Below are 22211 nucleotides of genomic sequence, written 5' to 3'. Positions count from 1 at the left end.
TCATGCCGACTTACCAGTATCGAGGACGAAATAATCAAGGCGCATCAGTTGAAGCGTTTATTGATTCAGCTAATGAAAGTAGTGCGGCTGATGCGTTAATGTCTCGCGGCATCATTCCTCTCGAACTGCGTGAAGTGAAACAATCTCAACCTTTTAAGCTTGGCAGTATTTTCGCGAGTAAAGTGTCGTTAGAAGAGTTACAAATTTTCACTCGACAAATGTACTCATTGACTCGCTCAGGTATTCCCATTTTGCGTGCTATTGCAGGTCTTGCAGAAACAACGCATTCACAACGAATGAAAGATGCGTTGAATGATATATCTGAACAATTGACATCGGGTCGCCCTCTGTCGGCAGCAATGAACCAGCATCAAGATGTGTTTGATTCATTGTTTATTTCAATGGTTCATGTGGGTGAGAATACCGGTAAGTTGGAAGATGCTTTTATCCAGCTCTCTGGTTACATAGAACGTGAACAAGAAACCCGCCGACGGATTAAGTCTGCCATGCGCTACCCAATATTCGTACTCATCGCCATTACGATTGCGATGGTGATATTGAATATCATGGTGATCCCTAAGTTTGCCGATATGTTTTCTCGCTTCGGTGCTGATTTACCATGGGCAACTAAATTGTTAATGACGACATCGAGCTTATTTGTCAATTATTGGCATGTCATGCTAGTCGCACTCGTAGGAGCAATTGTTGGCATACGATATTGGCATCATACCGAAAAGGGTGAACGTCAATGGGATAAGTGGAAGCTACATATCCCAGCAGTGGGTTCGATTATAGAACGCTCGACACTCTCACGTTATTGCCGCAGTTTTTCGATGATGTTGGGTGCAGGTGTACCCATGACTCAAGCGTTAAGTCTAGTTGCAGATGCCGTGGATAATAGTTATATGCATGATCGGATTGTCGCGATGAGGCGAGGAATCGAGTCAGGTGAGTCAATGCTTAGGGTGTCAAACCAAAGCGGCCTGTTTACTCCATTAGTGCTGCAAATGGTGGCAGTGGGTGAAGAGACAGGCCAGATCGATCAACTACTTAATGATGCAGCAGATTTCTATGAAGGCGAAGTGGATTACGACCTTAAAAACTTAACAGCCAAACTAGAGCCTATTTTAATCGGATTTGTGGCTTGTATTGTGCTCATTCTAGCCTTGGGGATTTACTTGCCAATGTGGGATATGCTCAATGTGGTTAAAGGGTAACGAGGATGCTGAACTTTGAAAGTAAGCTGTTGTCCACATTGCAGTTAGCAATTAACAAATCTGAGTTGATTGCATAATGCGAAAACAACAGAAGTCAGAAAACGATCTACTGAAGACGTATGCACGTATTATTACGCTGACATTAGTCTTGGTGGTAATGGCTGTGATTGGCACTAAGCATTTTTCTAGTGTGGACAGTATTAGCGCTAAAAGTTTAGAGCTAGAGCATAGCCGTATGTTGTACGTGCTAGCGATGGTAAAGAGCCAATGGCTCAATCAGGGGAGACCTGATTCGCTCAAGCTAAACTGGGAGAATATTACTGTTGGTTCAGGCAATAAACAGCTTAAAACAGATAGCCTTGGCACCAGTTCAAATATTATAAAGATGTCAAAGCAAGGCTGGCCGCAACTTAATGAGCCATCTTCGAAAGGCTGCAAAGAGTTATGGCAACAGTTAATGGCAAGTGATTTGCATGATTTAAAAGCTGCGGTTTCATATCAAAATGAGACAGAAATTTGTCGTTTTTCGACAGAGCAAAGTGGCAGTATTAGCTATCAAGGTATATCAGGAAGAGTGATTTTTATTGATAGCAAGAGCTAATATTTAACTAATACAAATGTTTAAATGTATAAATGGTGCTAAAATTTATTTACAGGATAGCTTTAGCTAGGTAACAATGGTCTTACGACTGTAATTACGGTCTGACAAATGTAAGGCGTAAAATAGGTAACTTATTATGAAATTAAAACAGCAAGGCTTTTCGTTAATCGAATTAGTGATTGTTATCGTGATCCTTGGTTTATTAGCTGCGACAGCGATTCCACGCTTTTTGAATGTCACTGAAGATGCGCAAAATGCCAGTGTTGATGGCGTTGCAGGTGGACTTGCTACGGCTGTTGGGTTCGTTAGAGCACAATGGGAAGTGGATGGTCGTCGTAATACGTCGGTAATTTTAGATGGTACTGTTGTTTCGTTAGATACGCGTTTTGGCTTTCCAACAGGTACATCAAATACAGATGCGACTTCGATGAGTGATGACACTTGTCAGGAAGTTTTCGATAACGTGCTGCAAAGTGCTCCACGTAATGTAATTTATACTGATGACGCCCGCGATCAACGTTATACCGTTCGAGCTCAAGATGGTATCGGTGGTTCACCTACATCTATTGACGGTACGACAGTGACTGGGATTGATTTGTGTGTCTATCAGCAAGTAGCTTCACTTACGTTAGATCAGACTACCGGTGTACCATCTCCAGCCCCAGATTTAACGACAAGTGGTGCTAAAGGAGTGACATACAACCCAGGCACAGGACAAGTACTTAGTTTCAGTAACGACTAATTACGAGTAATAAGTGAAAGCTGCATTAATTGCAGAGGCTTAAGCTTTAAAAAATTACCACAAAATATGGAATATTGAGTGGAATTGTAATAAACAATTAAATAAACAGATGTACAAAATTTACATATTTTGTTTTCAATAAAGGGTCGACATTATGCAAATCAAACAGAAGCAACAAGGTTTTACATTAATTGAGCTAGTGGTAGTTATTATCATTCTTGGTATTTTAGCTGTTACTGCTGCGCCTAAATTTATTAACCTACAAGGTGATGCTTATAAATCAACACTTGATGGCTTAAAAGCTTCTTTGCAAGGTGCAAATACACTTGTTTATTCTAAGGCTGCGATTGCAGGTGAAGAGAAAACTGACGATACAACTTTAGATTTGAGTGATACAGATACTGTTAATATTGCTTATGGTTATCTTCAAAATGATGGCGCTTCGTTAATATTAGCTTTACAAATAGACACAACTTCGGCTTCTCCAGAATGGACGATTGTTGATGGAGCAGATTTAACTGCAGCAACAGTGTTATATCAGACTAGCTCACCATACAGCTTGGCTGATGGCAAAGATTGCCATGTTGAATATACCCCAGCACAATCTGCAGGTTCACTCCCTACATATGAAGTAAAAGCTGACGATTGTTAATGATGTGATATTTAAAAAGCCCGCATTACAGCGGGTTTTTTTATGTCTAAATATAAATTATGAGAGTATTTTTGTACCTTTGGTAACACACTTTTAATATGAGGTGGTGATAAAATTGTTGTGATAAAGGAATAAGCTCGTGAACAATATATATTGTTTCATACGGGCTGTAGTTGTTCTATTTTAATGAAGGTTTTCAAATGCAAAAACAGCAAGGTTTTACGTTAATTGAGTTAGTTGTGGTTATCATCATTTTAGGTATTTTAGCGGTAACAGCTGCACCTAAATTTATTAACCTTCAAGGTGATGCTCGCGTATCTACGCTTCAAGGTGCTAAAGCGGCAATTCAAAGTGCGAATAGCTTAGTGTATTCAAAAGCAGCGCTTGCTGGAGAAGAAAAGAAAGGGACTAATACTGACAGGGGCTCGGTTGATATTGGCGCTGCAACTCCAGTAGTAACTCGCTTTGGTTATGTTGAAGGTGATGCTGATGAACTAATCAAAGCTGTAGATATGTCTACTGATGATTGGGATATTACAGATACTGGCGGCACAGTGAAAATTCAGCAAGTAGGTGCGCCAGACACTTGCTATATTGAATATACTGAGGCTCAAACAGAAGGCAGTACTCCAACATTCCAGAGTGGGGTATCTGATGGCAGTAATGGCTTCTTACCAATGCCAACTGCAGCAGACTGTTAGAGTTTAATTTCTGCCAAATGAAAGCCTGCTTTTGCAGGTTTTTTACATTTTGTAAGTTTCAGTGTGCTGACTGTAACGAAGATAGCTTGATGTTCAATGTTAAAATCATGCTTGAAAATGAGTAAACGTCAGTTTGCGAATTAATCTTATTTCTCGCCTTAAGGTTTTAATATATGCGAAAGCAACAAGGTTTTACATTAATTGAATTAGTTGTCGTTATTATCATTTTAGGTATTTTAGCAGTGACAGCTGCACCTAAATTCATCAACTTACAAGGTGATGCCCGAGTCTCTGTGTTAAATGGAGCTAAAGCCAGTATCCAGAGCGCCAATAGCCTAGTGTATTCAAAAGCTGTCATCGCAGGTGTTGAGAGAGGCAGTGCTACTGGCAATGCCAAAGTCGATATTGGGATTAGTGATGGACAAAGCCCTGCAACTGATTATGTTGACATAGTGTATGGTTATCTTGCAGGTACTGCAGATGCTATTCAGCATGCTGCAACGTTTGATGATGCCGAATGGGACGTCACTGATGATGGGAATGGTACTGTGACCATTCAACAGATAGGCAGCCCAGATACTTGTATAATTGAATATACAGAATCGACAGGATTAGGAAATCTTCCAACATACTCAGCGATTCCTATAGCATCAAGCTGCTAATACCAATTACGAATTTAAAGGCCTGCTTGCAGGCCTTTTTTATGGGCTAAAATTAATAATATTGGTTTTACTCATGACCTGATAAGGATTTCTACTGAAAGGTATTTTTAGTAAAGGATATCAAGACGTTTATGTTATATTTTGCCATACTGTATATAGAGAAATGTTACTAAAGGCACTGACCATTCGAATGTTTCAAACTCGGGGTTTAAAAAATACATTGGGGTTTTCACTCATTGAGTTAGTCACTACTATTTTAATAGTAGGGATTATCGCTGTGTTTGTTTTGCCTAAATTATTACCTGAATCAAGCTATAGTGCCCATGCTCTTCGAAATGAATTTATCAGTGAGCTTAGACACGTTCAAATAAAAGCATTAAATAACAGTGACCGTTGTTATCGTATTAGTGTTTTTTCAGATGGTTACCAACTCAGCACTTATCAACATAATATTAATAACGCCTTTGCAGGTTGTATTGATGCACAGCTTATTCGAACTGAAGTGAAACAAGATTTTAGTAGTGGTGCAATCATCGAGCTAGCAAGTAATGGTAATACTGATTTTACTATGGATTTTGACAATCTAGGTCGAGCTAACCTTGGCTGCAATGGGGCGTGCTTTGTCGTAAAAGCAGATGAAACGCTAAATATTGCGATGGAGTCTGAGGGGTATGTGCATGCTTTATAATTTATCTTCCTCAAGAAACCTATTAGTAAAATCTCTTCATAACAGCGTGATTAAAAACTCACAGGGTGGTTTTACCTTAATCGAACTTGTTATTGGCATGCTGGTATTAAGCATTGCAATAGTGATGCTTACGTCAATGTTATTACCTCAAGCTGATAGAGCTGTTGAGACATTATCTCGAGTTCGCTCTGCTGAATTAGCGCATTCGGTCATGAATGAAATTTGGGGCAAACGTTATGATGAAAATACTAATGCTAATGGTGGTATCCCTGCTTGTAACTCTACTTCACCATTAAATCCCGGGGCGAATTGTACAGATGAAGGTGATTTTGGAGTTGATGGCGAAGGCCGAAATGATTTTAATGATGTAGATGATTATCACGGATTAAATATTACAGATCTGATGCTTGATTCCACTCAAACCTATGCTGATGTTTATATTAATTATGACATGAAAGTCACAATCGCTTACCTAAATGGCCAAGCGCAAAAGCTTATCACCATAGATGTAACAACACCTTCAGGGGAAGTTATTACTTACCAAGCGGTAAGGAGTAACTATTAATGAAAAGTAAAAGAGGTTTGCAACAAGCTGGCTTTACGTTAGTTGAAATGGTCACTGTGATTATCATTCTTGGCATTCTGATAGTAGGTGTAAGCAGTTTTGTTATATTTGGTACACGTATTTTTGTTGAATCTAGTTCTGTTGATCAAGTTCTAGGCCAAAGCCGCTTTGCTGTAGAGCGAATGACCCGTGACATTCGACATTCTGTGCCAAACAGTGTCCGACTCCGAACAGCTAGTTTAGGCATCTTTCAATGCATTGAGATGCTTCCAATAGAAGCCAGTAGTAGTTATCTTGAACTACCTATTTATCCTGATTCTGCTTCGAGTACTGGCACCATTGTTGATAATAATATTACTGTTAACAATGGCATGTTTGCGATTGTATATCCTCTTGCTAATGAAAGTATTGGCGGTGTTAATGATATTTATCAAGCATCAAGAAATAAGCGCTTTGAGGTGCAAAGTGCCACTTCAGCAGCCGATAGAATAACCCTGACATTTACTAATTCAGTTCAGTTTGCTGAACAGTCGCCAATTAAGCGGATTTACTTCGCTAATCAACCGATTAGTTATTGTTTTGAAAGCCCAGTAGGCTCATCTGAAGTGAGTTTGTATCGTTATTCAAATTATGGCTACATAATCAGCCAGCCAGTGCCATCGAATATGGGCACTGGTGTGTTAATGGCTGAAAATATTACTAATAGTTTACTTACAGAACCTGCAATTAAAGTGACAGAACAAAACTTAATGACCAACTCAATTGTGCACCTTGAGCCTCGCTTTAGTGTTAATGGTGAAACCTTCAAGTATCAGCATCAAGTGCAGGTGACCAATGTACCTTAATCACTTATCACTAAAAGACGGTCACATGAATACTAGGCTGCGTAAGCAACAAGGTAGTGCGCTGGTGATTGCCGTATTTGTGCTGATTGTGATGTTTTTACTCGCGGGTACCTTAATTCGAATGCTGGAAGATAGTGATGAGTCAGTCAATGTTGAAGTGTGGGGAGCTCGAGCGCTTTTTAGTGCCAATAGCGCTGCAGATGCTGAGTTAGCTAAATTATTTCCGCTGTCAGGTGCTGTGGGTGTTTGTAGTGCGACTTCCACTTGGACTCCACCTAGTTCAGTAGGTTTTCATGGTTGCACTGTCGCCGTGACCTGTAACCCTATTAGTGTAGATGGAGTTACGCAGTATCAAATAACCAGTAATGCAGTGTGTGAAACTGGAGATTGTGCTGGAAATGCAGCTACGAGCAATTGTTTAAGAGTCAATCGCCAAGTGGAGGTAGAAGCACGTGGGGATTAATCGATACCTGACAACTATAAAACTAATAACGCTGTTAATGGCTACAGCTATGTCATTTAGTGCGGCTTCATTTGATGAGATTGATGAATCCGTTATTTTTGCAGCGGTGGCTCAAGGACATCACAATGACAATAACAGTGGCTGTAACTCTATTAATAATCCGCAGCTGACAATATATCCTGGTTCAAGAATTAGTGGCACAAATGGCGATGATTTATCTTATTGCTCCATAAATACTAACAATGGCTTACCTACTGATAGCTGCGATACTGCTACAGGAGGTGATAGGCTGTGTACTATTACTGGCGCTTCTATTCGCGGTCTAAAAATGAATGGTAATCAGGCCTTTGAAAGTAGTGATGGCTCAGCTGGTAGTATTGGTTTTTGTAATTCTGGCGATCAAATATCGCTGGGAGATAACGGTGATACTCAGTTTAATTCTTTAAGCCTTTTTTCTGATTGTACGGTGACATTTTCTTCTGATAATGATGAATATCGATTTAATGCAATACGAGCGGGTAGTGGGTCAATACTGAAGTTTCCCGAAGGGGATTATTGGATTAACTCCCTTCAACTTGATGCGCCTAGTAAAATAGAAACGACTGGACGAGTAAGAATATTTATTGGCACGAGCTCACAAATTAACGGCGGTACAATTAATTCTCTTGCAGAAGCTGGAGTGCAAGTTATTGCCTATAACAATTTAACCTTAAACAATCAAAATGTGAATGGTACATCCATTCCAGCAACGATAAATGCCAATGTGTATAGTGACGAGAGGATTACCATAAACTCTGGTGCTATTAATGGCAGAGTGACATCTAAATACCTTGTCATGAATAGCGACGGCCAAATTAATGAGCCTGTTGAACCTGTCATACCTTTCCACATCCAATATGGCAAAGCAACGTCGACTTCTGTGGCTTTTGATGATGCCTTTCCTGCGGGCGTAACACCGCTGGTGTTTATCATGCCGACGATTTCTGAAACCAATCCACTCTCCACTGATGGCCCCCAAAGTGCTTTTTTGTCAAATATCAGCGAAACAGGCTTTACATGGGCAAGGCAAGAACCACCAGGGAATATAGTTTCTAGCGCAGATATGCCAGAAGTGCATTGGGTTGCTGTGACTCCTGGAACACATGACCTATCAAATGGAACGCAACTTATCGCAGGTTCGGTCGAATATGATTTAGCGCTTATTGGGGCGAATAATAATTATACCAGCGTGACAATGGACGCATCGCAAGACGTTTTACTGAACCAAATGCAAACAAGTAATAATGATTGCTGGTTAACCAGCACTTCCCAATTTAATAATACTGGCATTCAGTTAGCAATGGATACTTCGGAAGTGAGGAATAACAGTGCGGAGTGCCAGCCTGCAGGTCTAAGTAATGGTAATTTACAGAATGAGACCATCGCTTATTTGACCGTTGCTTCTGGTTCAGGCGCCTTGATATTAAACGGTGAGGACCTCAATTATCACTTTGGAAATTCACAAACTTTTTTCAATAGCAATAGCATTAGAGATGTGGAATATCAATGTAGCGTCACCACCCCCTTAACGGGTTTTACTGACGTTCCAATTTTAGTGGCTGGTAAAACTAATCGCCGTGGTGGTGATGGTGGTTGGTTAAGGCGTTGTCAGTTGACGAACGATCTAGTCAGTATGGTTGTGGATGAAGATACCTATCAAGATAACGATCGTAGACATATCTGGGAAAACTACAGTTTCTTTGCGCTAGAAAGAACAGAACCGGTTTCGCAATGTTTTACTGATGACTTTAATCGCACTTCTTTAGGTACCGATTGGGTGGCTGCGAGCTCGAGCGGCAGTTTTACTCCTTCAATAGTGAGTAATAAACTTCGTCTAACTCAAGCTGCTGGCAACCAAGCAACTTCAACGACTTACCAACGTTTATTCCCAGCTGCTGATAATTTAATTGAAATTGAGTTCGACCATTCTGCTTATGATGGCAATGGTGCTGACGGTATTGCAATGGTGTTTTCTGATGCATCAATAACCCCACAGCCAGGTGCTGCAGGGGGCCCCTTAGGTTATGGCTATAAACCAGGCGTTGATGGGTTTGCTGGTGGCTGGTTAGGCATTGGTATTGACGAATATGGTAATTTTTCGGCAGAAGGGGGCGATAATAATATTGGACGCCGCCAGCAAAGCGTTTCGATACGTGGCTCGGGCAGTGGCACGTCAGGCTACCCATATCTGCGCGGAACGTGTAATAACGGCACCACTAATACTACTGGCGACTGCTTAACTCCACCTGTTGATAACAATGAGAATGACAATCATCGTTATAGAATCGTCATTGACTCTCGTGTGTCAGGGCAGTCGTTAGTGTCAGTCTCTCGTGATACAGGCAGCGGCTTTGTCGAAATCGTTCCCCAGTTTGATATTTTATCTTTCGCATCACAAGCTGCAGTGCCTGATGACTTTATCTTATCGATAACAGGTTCAACAGGCGGGGCTAATAATGTCCATGAAATAGATGACATAGAATTTTGTGCGCTTGACTCAAGCCCTGTAGGGGTTGTCATTGATCATTTTGAATTCACTCATACTGGTGCGGCGTTAACCTGTAATGCTGAGCCCATAACTCTAACTGCTTGTGCTAACGCAGATTGTACTCAAACCGTGCCTGATTTTGTTACTGCGACCTTGAGCCCTGCAACCATCGCTACAGGTGGTGGTTGGGTTGGTGGCAACGTAGTCAGTTTTAGTGGCGGTAGCACTAATTTATCACTCAGAAATAATACCGCTGGCTCAGTAACGGTTGATGTCACAGGCTCAACACCAGGCGCTAAGCCTTTTAGTACCACATTATGTAGTGTTGCTGGTTCAACACCAACGGCTGAGCAATGTACCTTTAACTTTGCTGATAGCGGTTTTATTTTTACTGTACCAGACAAGTTAGCGAATAAACCCAGTGGTGTTATTAGTATTTCAGCCGTAAAAAAAGATACCAAGACGCTGGAGTGTACGCCGCAGTTTGAAAATGTGACTAAAAGTGTTGGTTTTTGGAGTGATTACGTCAATCCGAGTTCGGTTATTTCAGCTTCAAGTGTGTCGGTAACTGGAACAGGCGCAGCAACAGATATCGGCACGAGTATTGGCGCTCGAACTCCTATAGCACTTCAATTTGATGCCAGTGGTATCGCTGAGTTTGAAGTGAATTACCCCGATGCAGGCGCAATACAGTTAAATGCCCAATACGATGGCACAGGCGAGGAAGATGGATTGGTGATGGTCGGTGCAGACCCATTTGTCAGTTTCCCAGCTGGTTTATGTGTAAAACCTGTGGATGCCAATGCTAGCTGTTCAGCGGGCAATAGTAGTTGCGATGTGTATAAAAAAGCCGGAGAAGATTTTGATTTAACGGTTCAAGCAATGGCTTGGGAGTCTGATAGCGACACTGATTATTGTGACAATTTAACCACGCCAAATTATGTTCATGCAGGTATTGTATTAGGCAGTAATCTTGTGGCTCCAAATCCTGGAGAAGCAGGCACTCTCGGTCTAGGGAACTACGACCATGTGGCTGTTATTAATAGCCAAAACACCATCACTCAGTCAATTAGTGAGGTGGGTGTATTTGAATTTACCGCGAAAGCACCCAGTGAATATTTAGGTTCTACCTTTTATGATATTCCGCAAGCAAGTTCTGGCAATATAGGCCGCTTTATCCCTGACCGATTTGTTGTTAGCAGTGTGAGTGTCCTTCCCGCATGTGGGATTTTCAATTATATGGATCAGCCATTTTCGATGGCGATGAATATAACTGCATTTAATATTGGCAGTGAGGTAACTAAGAATTACCAAGATGCTTTTGCATACGCGACCGGTATTTTAGTGGGGGAAAATTCAGATGATGGTGACGACAAACGTAACCGAATGAGCGCTTTACCCGTCTCTGCAAGTTCATGGGTTGCGGGTGTTGCAACTGTAGATAGTAGTTATATGGCTAGCTTAAGTCGAACCACTGCTCCTAGCCAAGATGGGCCTTTTGAAGACTTTGATATTGGGCTGATTGTTGTTGATAACGATGGTGATCCGCTTAATCCTCAGGGCTATAGTTTTGTCGCCGACCCAGATATGAATGCTGCGACCTCTGGTACTTGTGGCAGTAATTGCGATGCAAAATTACTATCAAATCAACGTTTTCGTCATGGCCGTGTGGTGATGGACAACACGTATGGCGCTGAAAACGACACGCTACAAATGCCAACCAGAGCAGAATACTGGAATGGACTGGCTTGGGTGACCAATACTGATGATAGTTGTTCAGTCTTAACCCCTGCGTTAGCCAGTCAAGTCGATGATCTGTCGCTGGGATACAAATTTGAACCCAGTTTAACAACGGGTCAATTAATCGATCGAACTGGGCAAACAGGCAGTTTTTCTAACGGCGAATTTACCTTACTGTGGAATGCGATTATTACAGGTTCAGCTGCTGATTATCGCGGTCAAGTAACCGCTCCTTTGATTGTGCCTGAGTGGCTACAGTGGTATTGGAATTGGGAAAACGCTTCGTCGACAACTTTGTATGATCCAAGGGCGAGTGCGTACTTTGGGCGTTATCGTGGCCATGACCGAATTATTTATTGGCGTGAAAAACGATAAACAAGTTACATAATGGTGGACCAAAAGGATTATTTGCAGCCTATTGGGTTTTATATCGTCAAAATATATGCTTGAACGATTTTTTGACGGAGACACAGTATTAAATACTGTTGTTTTTTTACTCGTTATTTTGTTGTTTTTATGCACTTATGATTTAATTTGCTAATAAAGCAAAAAAAACACCGAGATTAGCGATTGTTAACCTGTTCGGTCTTGTGGAAACTGAGCTGCATTGATAAAGTTACCTGATTTTTCTTTCTTCTGACGTTACAGAATACAGGCTAGACACATGTTCAAAAAGCTGCGTGGAGTTTTTTCAAACGACCTATCGATCGATTTAGGTACGGCAAATACATTAATTTACGTTCGTGACGAAGGTATCGTGCTTAACGAACCATCTGTCGTAGCCATTCGTGGCGAGCGTGGCAGCAGCGGACAAAAATCAGTGGCTGCTGTAGGGACAGACGCAAAGCAAATGCTTGGTCGTACTCCTGGAAACATTCAAGCTATCCGCCCAATGAAAGATGGTGTGATTGCTGACTTCTATGTGACTGAAAAAATGCTGCAGCACTTCATTAAGCAAGTGCACAACAATAGCTTTTTCCGTCCAAGCCCACGGGTTTTAGTTTGTGTTCCAGTAGGTGCAACACAAGTAGAACGTCGTGCAATTCGTGAATCTGCCATGGGCGCAGGTGCACGCGAAGTATACTTAATTGAAGAGCCAATGGCGGCAGCGATTGGTGCAGGTTTACCTGTGTCAGAAGCAACGGGTTCTATGGTTGTTGATATCGGTGGTGGTACCACTGAAGTTGCTATTATCTCGTTAAATGGTGTGGTGTATTCTTCATCGGTGCGGATTGGTGGTGATAAATTTGATGATGCCATCATTAACTATGTACGCCGTAACTACGGAAGCCTGATTGGTGAAGCAACTGCAGAACGTATTAAACATACGATCGGTACTGCTTATCCTGGTGACGAAGTGCTTGAAATTGAAGTTCGCGGCCGTAACCTTGCTGAAGGTGTACCAAGAAGTTTCACTCTTAACAGCAACGAAATACTTGAAGCGCTGCAAGAGCCATTATCAGGCATTGTTAGTGCAGTGATGGTTGCACTTGAGCAGTCTCCTCCAGAACTTGCTTCAGATATTTCTGAGCGCGGCATGGTGTTAACTGGCGGTGGTGCATTACTTCGTGATTTAGACCGTTTATTAATGCAAGAAACAGGCATTCCAGTGATGGTTGCCGATGATCCATTGACATGTGTTGCTCGAGGCGGTGGTAAAGCACTTGAGATGATCGACATGCATGGTGGCGACTTATTCTCTGAAGAGAACTAAAGAGCGAAACAATGGCGGTGTAGACTCTGATGATATTATTAAGAGTGTCACCGCCTACAAATTATGAAACCCATTTTTGTTCGTGGCATATCGCAACAATTCAGATTAACACTGGCAATTTTTTTGTCGGTGGTATTACTTATCGCTAATGATCGCCTCGATCCTATTCGTCAGTCCATTTCCTCTGTATTAAGTCCCTTACAGTATTTAGCCAACGTGCCAGGTTTATTATTGGATTGGTCAGCAGACTCCATTGCAACGCGCAATATGTTGGCTCAACAAAATAAAGAACTACTACGGCAACAACTAATGATGTCAGAACGATTACAACGTTTTGAACATTTACGACAAGAAAATGTACGTTTAAGAGCTTTACTGGGCTCTCCTGTTCACATGGATGCTCGTAAAGTGGTTGCCGAAGTCATGGAAGTGGCCAGTGATCCGTTTCGTCATTATGTGGTACTGAACCATGGTGCACGCACCGGCGTTTTTGTCGGGCAATCAGTCGTAGATGCCCAAGGTGTTGTAGGCCAAGTGGTTGAAGTGAGTGAGTTAACGAGTCGGGTATTATTGGTAACCGATCCGACGCATGGCATACCTGTTCGAATAACTCGGAATGATGTCCGCGCGATGGCTCAAGGCACTGGTGATATTGATGAAATTGAACTGCGTCATGTGGCCAAAAGTACAGACATCGTAGTCGGTGATTTATTGGTGACTTCTGGTTTAGGTCAACGCTTCCCTGAAGGCTACCCTGTCGCGCGAGTGATGAAAATCTCCCGTGATGCTGGGCAAAGTTATTCTGTGATTTCAGCTCAGCCGTTAGCTGCATTAGATCGAATTCGCTATGTATTGCTGATTTGGCCTGACGATAATTTAGATGATCTGCCTAGTTCAATTCATTCAGAAATATCAACGATTGATAATCCAAGCGTGGAACCAGAAACACAAGACGAGGGCAGTCAATGAGTGCACATATTGCCAATGGCCGCTTTGTCGTATTAGTGACAATTTTTATTGGGATGATGTTTCAAATCATGCCACTGCCTAAAATCGTCGAAGCTTGGCGACCAGATTGGTTGCTAATGGTAATGATTTACTGGGCTATGGCCTTACCGCATCGTTATAGCATCTTAACCGCTTGGATCTTAGGCGTATTATTGGATGTCTTGCTAGGGGCGACCTTAGGTATACGTTCCTTGGCATTTTCGATTGTAATTTATGTGATTGTTATGCAATCACAGCGACTGCGAAACTTTACCCGTTGGCAGCAGTCTATTTTAGTAGCCATTTTTATATGTCTTTATCACTTTATTATTTACTGGGTTGAATTTGTTGTTAATGGTGTTGCCTTCGATTGGGCGATGTTTTTACCTGCTATCTCGAGTATTTTTATGTGGTGGTGGGTGTTCTGGGTGCTTAGAAATATTCGCCGTAGTTATAAGGTCCGTTAGATATGGGTTGGGTGCTCGCTTCCACTTCTCCAAGACGTAAAGAGCTATTTGCTCAAGTTGGAATCACTGAAAAGCATTTTTCATTTGACCAAGTTGCACCAGATATTGATGAGTCGCATATTTCAGGCGAACCTGCTGCGGACTTCGTTGTTAGATTAGCTAAAGAAAAAGCCCAAACAGGCTTAGCTTTATGTCCTGATGGCGAAAACCATAAGGTGCTTGGCTCAGATACTATTGTGGTATTAGGTGAGCAAATATTAGGTAAACCAGTAGATAAGCAAGATGCGCAGCGCATACTTTCTGATTTATCAGGGAAAACACATCAGGTGATGACGGCAGTAGCGGTGACCAATGGTAAGACTACACTCACTAGACTGTGCCAGACGGAAGTGACTTTTTGTCATCTGACACTAGATACAATTAATGCCTATATCGACACACAAGAGCCAATGGATAAAGCGGGAGCTTACGGTATCCAAGGTTTAGGTGGTTGCTTTGTAAAGTCGATAAAGGGTAGTTATTCAGCGGTAGTCGGTTTACCTCTTGTTGAGACGCGCGAATTACTACATGAAATGAATCAAATTGAATTAACTTAACTTTTCGTTCGCAAACATGTGAATTTTACTGCGTTGACTATCAAAAAATATATGCGTGAGTAATGCATCATCCTTGCAGCAGGGCGTTAAACAGGTGGCTTATGCAAACAAAAGCACAGCGTAAAAAAGGCTCTGAATTACTGATTAACGTCACGCCAACTGAGGCAAGGGTCGCACTTGTTGAGCACGGCGTGTTACAAGAAGTGCATATCGAGCGCCGCATGAAACGTGGCCTTGTGGGCAATATCTATAAAGGTAAAATCAGTCGTGTGCTACCTGGCATGCAAGCTGCCTTTGTAGATATCGGCTTAGAAAAAGCCGCATTCTTACACGCCTCTGACATTGTGCCGCATACCGAGTGTGTGGCTGATGTTGAAAAGGGCAACTTTGTTGTTCGTGATATCGCAGAATTGGTTCGCCAAGGTCAAGATATCATGGTGCAAGTGGTTAAAGATCCGCTTGGAACGAAAGGTGCTCGCCTCACAACTGATATTACCTTACCTTCGCGTTATTTAGTCTTTATGCCCGGCTCAAGCCATGTTGGTGTGTCGCAACGCATTGAAGAAGAGTCAGAACGCAGTCGTTTAAAGAAGATCACTGAGCCTTATGTCGATGAAGATGGCGGTTTTATTATCAGAACTGCTGCCGAAGGCGTAGGTGATGATGAACTGGCACAGGATGCCGCTTTTTTACGCCGAGTTTGGGCTAAGGTCAGTGAACGTCGTAAGCGCAAAGGTGCGACCTTGTTGTACCAAGATTTAGCGCTTCAAGTGCGAATTATTCGTGATTTTGTTGGCACTGAACTGGACAATATCCAAGTGGACTCACGCCGAACCTTCGCAGAAATTGAAGGTTTTGCGCAAGAGTTTATGCCAGAAATAGCGGCCAAAATTGAGCACTATGCAGGGCCATCACCGATTTTTGAACTCTATGATGTCGAGAATGAAATTCAACGTGCATTAGGGCGAAAGGTTGAACTTAAGTCGGGTGGTTATTTAATTATTGATCAGACAGAAGCCATGACCACAGTTGATATTAATACTGGTGCATTTGTCGGTCATCGAAATCTTGCTGAAACAATATTCAATACTAATTTAGAGGCCACCCAAGCAATAGCAAGACAATTAAGACTGCGAAATTTGGGCGGTATAATCATTATCGACTTTATCGATATGATGAATGAAGAACACAAGAAACGCGTATTGGACAGCTTAACAGCGGCCTTAGCGATGGACAGAGTTAAAACCAGTGTGAGTGGCTTTTCTGGGTTAGGTTTAGTTGAAATGACCCGAAAGCGCACACGTGAAAGTCTTGAGCATGTGGTGTGCGGTGAGTGCCCAGCTTGTAAAGGTACGGGTTCGATGAAAACGGTAGAAACCGTTTCATATGAGATTTTTAGAGAAATTATTCGTTTAAACCGAGCATATGCGGCTGATGAGTTTTTATTATATTGCTCCCCTGCAGTTTACAAGAGTTTAAGTAATGAGGAAGGCCACTTATTGGCTGAGCTAGAAGTTTATATTGGTAAGCAAATCCGCCTTCAAAACGAAACTTTATATACTCAAAATAAGTATGATGTGGTGATGGTGTAGTGCCCAAAAGTAAAACCGTAACAGTGTGTCGTTTTTTGTTCCAAATTGTAGCCGTAGTACTTGTACTATTTGCGCTAGCGGTCAGTCTCATCCGTGGTTTATTACCCCAACTACCCGAAGCTCGTTATGAAGTGATCAATTATTTGCGCGACCAATATCAAGTGGAAGTGCAAGTCGGCAAACTGTCAGCTGAATGGCAAGCGTTTGGGCCAGCATTAACGGTAAATAATTTAGTTGTTCCTCCCCAGCAAGCTTTGCCGGTAACGATCATCGCTAATAAAGTCCACTTTAAACTCGATTTCTGGCAAACCTTGCTGACTTTGTCACCTAAAATTGAAACCGTAAAGTTTGACGGCATACATGTGGCGCTTAATGTTGATGAGTTGTCTACAGAAAGCGAAAAGCCAGTGAGCAATACCAATATAGATTGGTTATATGCACTGTTACTAGAACAGCTCGAGTATTTCTCCATCAGCGACGGCACCCTTCAGCTATTAAGCCATAATCATGATTTTAGACCGATTTATATCAGCAATTTTATCTGGCATAACGGAACAGACTTACATCAAGGTAAAGGCTTTATGCACCTTGACTCAGAAGCATCAGCAAGTGAGCGACTGGCATTAAGAGTGGATTTAAATGGTGATGGTTATAACCCTGATGAACTGGTTGGACAGATTTATTTATCAGCAGAATCGTTAGATTTAGGTGAGTGGGCGTCTAGGCAACATGAGCCGTTGCTTAAACTGGACAATATTGAATTTGAAGGGGTAGTGAACCTTGAAGCTTGGTTAGGTATTGAATATCGAACGATTAATACAGGTTTATTGATGTTTGAACCCAGCTGGTTACAGTGGAATACTGCTGGCGAGCAACAAAGGTTTGCCATTAATGGTGGAGCGTTAAAATGGCAGCCAAATGAAACGGGCTGGCAAGTGAGCAGTCATGACTTAGATTTTTCAACTAATGGTGAGTCGTGGCCAGAGCTTAAATTGTCCCTAAAAACGAATTACAGTGACCTCTCTGTTAGCATTAACGAAATTGCGCCTGAAGTATTAACCCCGCTGTTACCTCTTATCCCTAAGATGGGCGAGAAAGGAGTCGCAAAATGGCGCTCACTCTCACCTAAAGGGCTTATTGGGCCTTTGCAGCTATTAAAAGAGCCAGGCAAACCTCTGTTATTAAAAACAGAGGTTAAACAACTACAGTGGCTAGCTTCAAATAATATCCCTGGAAGCAGCGCGATTGACTTTAATCTGTCTTGGGCCAATGGTTTGTTAAATGCTGAGTTTCCTCAGCAAGATTATCGATTAGACTTTCAAGATGGTTTTGAAGCGCCACTTGCGTTAACAGGCGAGGCCTTTCAAGTTCAGTACAGTGTCGATAATTCTCGGTTAACTTTGCCTAATGTGCATTTTCATAACCCAGATATAGACATTGCTGCCTCGATGCAATTAGATATGCATAATGCTGCGCACTTGGCATTAAGTGCTAATGTGGCAATTGCTGACGTAGATAATGCTGGTCTATATTTCCCGCTGCACACAATGAGTGACAATCTAGTTGATTACTTAAATGCCTCTTTATTAAAAGGGGAGATCCCTGATGCGAAAATTGTGTGGCATGGTCAACTGAACCAATTTCCTTATCAAGATAACTCGGGCATTTTTCAAGCGGGCTTTAATCTCAATGATGGTGCTTTTTCCTTTCAGCCGACTTGGCCAGCTGTCGACGATTTGAGTTTATATGCTTTATTTGAAAATGCAGCGATGGATCTTGTGGTCAATAAAGGCAACTTACTCGATGTCCCGGCTGATGGCGCCCATATCTATATCCCACATATGGGTAAAGAAACGACATTGAGAGTAGAAGCTAACGTTGGCGCTGATGCCGATGCAGCCAAAGCTGTTATTGATAATTCACCGTTAAAAACCTCAATTAGCCCTACATTAAATGTGGTGCAAATCTCGGGTGATATTGTCAGTGAATTAGATTTAACCATTCCGCTTTACGAAGGTGGAAAAGCAGATAATAAAGGCATCATTAAGTTTAATGGCAACAGCGTATACGTTACGACACCAGGACTACAACTTGAAAAAGTCACAGGTAATGTTGAATTCAATAATGCTGAGGTGAATGGTTTAGCGATAAATGCCAATTTATTTGAGCAGCCGCTGACATTTGATTTTGCCACAGAGCCAACCAACACTGGGGATCTGGCATTAACTATAGACTTGGCTGGTCAATGGGATCTTGATACGTTACCGAGCTATATTGATAATCCTTTAAGCGAATACTACTCAGGCAATATGGCTTGGGATGGTGCTGTTACGATGATATTTGACCCAACGGGTTACCGCCTTCAGGTTCAAGTCAATTCAGATCTCGTTGGTACGTCATTGTCACTTCCTGCGCCATTTTATAAGGATGCAGATCAAACCAAAGTCCTCCGTGCAGAGCTAGTCGGTGATAATAAACAATCATCTTTAGGGATAAAACTAGGTAAAGATGCTGAGTTTTGGGGAGGCTTTAATGAAGGTAATGGCGGTGCTCTCGCTCACTATGATTTACTGTTAGGGCGGCACTTTAAATTAGGTGACAAACTCGCTAAAGACCAAGGCCATATTCAAATTGATTTGCCTGAAGCTGAGTTGACTCAGTGGCTTCCTATCATCAGCAAGTTTACTGATAAAGCGAATTCAACTATCGATGCCTTGCCTGAAAGCTCGCTTGCTGCGAATGCGTTAGCAACAGCTGACACGATCGTTCACACAGAATCAATCACTCCGACGCAAGTATTAATGGCAACAGCTGACGCCCCCGCTAATAAAGCAATTGAAGGTACTGACTTACAGGTTGAGCCTGACTTGAATACAGAGTTAACAACTGCAGCTTTGGCGAAAACCAATGAGGTGACTCTTGCTGACACATCGATTCCAGCTCTACAGCCTTCGGAGCCACAGTTAAATGAAGTCTCAACAGCAGCACCGAAGTCGAGCTTTTTTCCACCTTTGATTTTAATCGATGCCAAAATAGGCTCATTAAATATCTTAAGTCAGAATTTTAATCAATTGAGTTTTTCTGCCAAGCCGTTAACACATGTTTGGCGTTTTGATATTCAGTCTGAACAGCTTGATGGTCATGTTGATTTTTATCCAAGCTGGCGCGAACAAGGACTTAAAATTGTCGCCAGTAAGCTGCATTTATCTCCAAAGGTTAAGTCTGCAGAAGAAGCGGAATTTACCCCCGGTAATTTGTTGGAAAACTTGCCTCCCTTGGCTGTCGATGTTGATGACTTTAAGTTATATCAAGCACAACTGGGTCACCTCGTTTTACAAGGTATCCCTTATGAAGATGGTTATCGTTTTCAAACCTTAACCTTAACCCGTCCCATAGTCAGTATGCAGGCTTCTGGGGATTGGACTTTTGCTGACGGTAAAAGCCTAACTACATTTGATGTGAATGTTGAAGCGAGTAAATTTGATGCTCTATCTGATGCACTGGGTATCAACCCAGGCTTGAAAGATGCGCCTGTGAATATGGTTGGAGAGTTTTCATGGCAAGGGGCACCTTATGCATTTTCTTTAGAAACGTTGAACGGTAAATTAAGATTTGATATGGGTAAGGGTTACCTTTCTGAAATCAGTGATAAAGGCGCCCGTATTTTCTCTTTGTTTAGTTTAGATTCCTTGGTGAGAAAGCTATCGTTAGATTTCTCTGATGTATTCGGTAAAGGGCTTTATTTTGATTCGTTTGGTGGTTCACTGAATATTGATAATGGCGTGGTTAAAACTACTGATACAGAAATGGACGCGATAGCAGGCAACATGAAAGTGCGTGGCTATACTGACTTAACCAGTCAAAGTTTGAATTATGATATTCGCTTTATTCCGCAGCTTGCATCCAGTGTGCCGACAGTGGTACTGCTGAGTACCAGTGCATGGACATTAGGTTTGGGTGCGTTTGCCTTAACTAAAGTGTTGGAGCCTGTGATTGAGGTTATTTCAGAAATTCGTTTCCGTTTAGGCGGCACGATGAATGACCCACAATTGGAAGAGCTAGAACGAAAAAGTAAAGAAATTGAAATTCCTGAGTCAATCTTGCCGAAAAAAGACGTCCCTGTAGGTGAAGCGCCGCTTGATTCCAACGGTGGCATAAACGTTAGTAAAAGCGATAATGCGATCAAAAGTTTGAACAATGGTGTGAGTAGCGATGAAATTCCTACTACAGAAGAAGGCGTTAAACCTGAACTCGAACCTGAACCAGAAGCTGTATCTGACGGCAAGCCAACGCTTGATGAATCAACTTCTGATTTGGCGTTTAATGAGACGATTGAAGACGCGAATGTAATCTCTTTTGCAAGTTACCAAGATAGTATCAGAAAGCTCAATATCAGCCAGAGAGGCTCAGATGCAAATCAGCTTATTACAATGCCAAAGCAGTCGAGACGTCACAGCCAATCTGGCATATATAGACTCGCAGCTTAAATGCCTTCCTCGGCATCAAGGTGAAACGCAATTAGTCGTGTTACCTGAGTGCAGTTTGTTGTTTGGCGGCCACGAGAAACAGCAACTCGATGTCGCAGGAGATGATGAGACCAGTCATCTTAAAAACGCACTAGCGGATTTGGCTAAGCTGCATCAAGTTTATATGGTGGCAGGTACTATCCCGATTTTAGCGGGAGATGGCAGAGTTTTTAGCCGTAGTTATCTATTTGATGATGCGGGTGATACCTTAGGTAGTTATGATAAATTGCACTTGTTCGATGTTGAAGTTGCTGATAACACCCAATCCTATAGAGAAAGTGATACGTTTTGCCCAGGTGAACGTATAACGGTGGTAAAGACACCATTTGGCAATGTCGGCTTAGCCATTTGTTATGATATTCGCTTTCCTGAGCTGTTTCGCGCGTTACGGCTTGCTGGCGCTGATTTTATTGCACTTCCTTCGGCTTTTACTAAAGTGACGGGTGAAGCGCATTGGCAAACGTTAGTAAAGGCTAGAGCCATTGAAAGCCAATGTTTTTTATTGGCAGCAGATCAATGGGGGCAGCATAATCAAGGTAGCCGAGAAACCTGGGGACAAAGCATGATTGTTGATCCGTGGGGGGAAGTACTCGCCGAACGTAAAACTGGCCTTGGCTGGGTTCAGCATCAGGTATCGCTGGAGTCGCTTGAAAAAATCAGGCAGCAAATTCCAGTGATGCAGCATAACCGCTTTAAAGTGCCATCGCTCATAAGTTAATTGTAATTACTCATTCCATGAGTATGTTAACTGGGTTTATACCTACTGAGCTTGTATGAAGTAAAAGCATAATAAGCACCGTTTGAATATAAAGCAGCGCCGTCAAAGTAATGATAAATTGCTTTAATAAGAAACAACAGATTATCGAGAATCGCAGCTGATATTGCGATTGATTAGCATCATTTTAGAAGCCGCTAGGCTTAAAGAG

The 22211-nt window shown here is 42.1% G+C and carries 18 protein-coding genes; all 18 read left to right on the top strand.

The window, feature by feature from the left end:
* The first annotated feature begins 2 nt into the window (after positions 1-2).
* The 18 genes from AB4153_RS11500 to AB4153_RS11415 all read left to right on the top strand — a co-directional run bounded on the left by AB4153_RS11500 (position 3) and on the right by AB4153_RS11415 (position 22003).
* A complete protein-coding gene (locus tag AB4153_RS11500) occupies positions 3-1217 on the top strand; it encodes a type II secretion system F family protein (RefSeq protein WP_229369743.1) in 1215 nt (404 codons plus the stop codon).
* A gap of 76 nt (positions 1218-1293) precedes the next feature.
* Entirely contained in the window at positions 1294-1818 is a 525-nt protein-coding gene (locus AB4153_RS11495) for an MSHA biogenesis protein MshF (RefSeq protein ID WP_371997493.1), read from the top strand.
* 136 nt (positions 1819-1954) lie between these two features.
* Complete coding sequence (locus AB4153_RS11490) at positions 1955-2560, top strand: prepilin-type N-terminal cleavage/methylation domain-containing protein (protein ID WP_371997491.1); 606 nt, start codon at positions 1955-1957, stop codon at positions 2558-2560.
* A 154-nt stretch (positions 2561-2714) separates the two neighbouring features.
* Complete coding sequence (locus tag AB4153_RS11485; RefSeq protein ID WP_371997490.1) at positions 2715-3212, top strand: type II secretion system protein; 498 nt, start codon at positions 2715-2717, stop codon at positions 3210-3212.
* Positions 3213-3412: 200 nt separating this feature from the next.
* The gene (locus AB4153_RS11480; protein WP_371997489.1) at positions 3413-3913 is read left to right on the top strand and encodes a type II secretion system protein; all 501 of its coding nucleotides are present in this window, start codon (positions 3413-3415) and stop codon (positions 3911-3913) included.
* A gap of 173 nt (positions 3914-4086) precedes the next feature.
* A complete protein-coding gene (locus AB4153_RS11475; RefSeq protein WP_371997488.1) occupies positions 4087-4575 on the top strand; it encodes a type II secretion system protein in 489 nt (162 codons plus the stop codon).
* A gap of 190 nt (positions 4576-4765) precedes the next feature.
* Entirely contained in the window at positions 4766-5263 is a 498-nt protein-coding gene (locus tag AB4153_RS11470; protein ID WP_371997486.1) for a type II secretion system protein, read from the top strand.
* Positions 5253-5828: a prepilin-type N-terminal cleavage/methylation domain-containing protein gene (locus AB4153_RS11465; protein ID WP_102527443.1), complete on the top strand. Its 576-nt coding sequence runs from the start codon at positions 5253-5255 to the stop codon at positions 5826-5828. The genes AB4153_RS11470 and AB4153_RS11465 overlap by 11 nt, the downstream gene beginning before the upstream one ends.
* Complete coding sequence (locus AB4153_RS11460) at positions 5828-6673, top strand: prepilin-type N-terminal cleavage/methylation domain-containing protein (RefSeq protein ID WP_371997484.1); 846 nt, start codon at positions 5828-5830, stop codon at positions 6671-6673. The genes AB4153_RS11465 and AB4153_RS11460 overlap by 1 nt, the downstream gene beginning before the upstream one ends.
* A gap of 25 nt (positions 6674-6698) precedes the next feature.
* Positions 6699-7136 (top strand): MSHA biogenesis protein MshP, encoded by a 438-nt coding sequence (locus AB4153_RS11455; RefSeq protein ID WP_371997483.1) that lies wholly within the window; start codon positions 6699-6701, stop codon positions 7134-7136.
* 49 nt (positions 7137-7185) lie between these two features.
* Positions 7186-11778: a DUF6701 domain-containing protein gene (locus tag AB4153_RS11450; protein ID WP_371997481.1), complete on the top strand. Its 4593-nt coding sequence runs from the start codon at positions 7186-7188 to the stop codon at positions 11776-11778.
* Positions 11779-12067: 289 nt separating this feature from the next.
* Positions 12068-13117: a rod shape-determining protein gene (locus AB4153_RS11445; protein ID WP_055022908.1), complete on the top strand. Its 1050-nt coding sequence runs from the start codon at positions 12068-12070 to the stop codon at positions 13115-13117.
* Positions 13118-13180: 63 nt separating this feature from the next.
* Positions 13181-14086, top strand: a complete 906-nt coding sequence (mreC, locus tag AB4153_RS11440) for a rod shape-determining protein MreC (RefSeq protein ID WP_102527447.1) — start codon at positions 13181-13183, stop codon at positions 14084-14086.
* Entirely contained in the window at positions 14083-14571 is a 489-nt protein-coding gene (gene mreD / locus AB4153_RS11435) for a rod shape-determining protein MreD (protein WP_102527448.1), read from the top strand. The genes mreC and mreD overlap by 4 nt, the downstream gene beginning before the upstream one ends.
* 2 nt (positions 14572-14573) lie before the next feature.
* Positions 14574-15167 carry a nucleoside triphosphate pyrophosphatase gene (locus AB4153_RS11430; RefSeq protein ID WP_371997478.1) on the top strand — a complete coding sequence of 198 codons (594 nt, stop codon included), beginning with the start codon at positions 14574-14576 and terminating at the stop codon, positions 15165-15167.
* A gap of 101 nt (positions 15168-15268) precedes the next feature.
* Positions 15269-16759, top strand: a complete 1491-nt coding sequence (rng, locus tag AB4153_RS11425) for a ribonuclease G (protein WP_102527450.1) — start codon at positions 15269-15271, stop codon at positions 16757-16759.
* Complete coding sequence (locus AB4153_RS11420; RefSeq protein ID WP_371997476.1) at positions 16759-21246, top strand: YhdP family protein; 4488 nt, start codon at positions 16759-16761, stop codon at positions 21244-21246. The genes rng and AB4153_RS11420 overlap by 1 nt, the downstream gene beginning before the upstream one ends.
* A complete protein-coding gene (locus tag AB4153_RS11415; protein WP_248956072.1) occupies positions 21170-22003 on the top strand; it encodes a carbon-nitrogen hydrolase family protein in 834 nt (277 codons plus the stop codon). Before AB4153_RS11420 ends, AB4153_RS11415 begins: the two co-directional genes overlap by 77 nt.
* Positions 22004-22211: the final 208 nt, after the last annotated feature.

The sequence above is a fragment of the Shewanella sp. 10N.286.52.E4 genome (assembly GCF_041468785.1).
GTDB lineage: Bacteria > Pseudomonadota > Gammaproteobacteria > Enterobacterales > Shewanellaceae > Shewanella > Shewanella electrodiphila.
The sequence above is the reverse complement of the archived record's forward strand: the minus strand, read 5'-3'. Positions and strand labels throughout refer to the sequence as shown.